Annotated in this window: 1 protein-coding gene; it reads left to right on the forward strand. The window is 45.9% G+C overall.

Annotated features, from left to right (window positions below; genetic code table 11):
- Positions 1-17: 17 nt before the first annotated feature.
- Positions 18-547, forward strand: a 530-nt coding sequence (locus tag R7093_RS27475) for a phospholipase D-like domain-containing protein (protein WP_411913265.1), incomplete at its 3' end; no start/stop codon positions are given.

Here is a 547-nt window from a genome sequence, read left to right on the forward strand (position 1 = left end):
AATTCATTTTCGCATCCATGTTCTCAGTGCTTTCAGCATGCTCATCAATCGAATCAAATCAGCCAAGTGAGAAATCCACAACTTTTCATTTCGGCTATCAACAAGATTCGGTTCTGGCTCATTACTTTGAAGCTTATGGCGAAGATCCTAAAACCATCACTGGCTTTTACCCGCTCAACCAAGGACACGATGCCCTTCTTGCTCGTACTTCTCTCATCGAGTCCGCACAAAAAAGCTTGGATCTTCAGTACTATATTTATCGCGGTGACGAAACCAGCCAGCTGATCACTTGGCGTTTGTACGAAGCAGCCAAACGAGGCGTCAGAATCCGACTGCTGCTTGATGACATGCAAAAACGCAACGACAACGTCATGGCGGCTCTAAATGCGCACCCCAATATTGAAATACGCCTGTTCAATCCTCATCAATACCGTTCTGCACGAATCTTTGCGTTAACCAGTGACTTCGAACGTCTGAACCGCCGAATGCACAATAAATCGCTGATTGCTGATAGTGTCTCTGCGATTGTCGGTGGACGAAATATTGG

Source organism: Vibrio sp. 1580 (genome assembly GCF_033340055.1).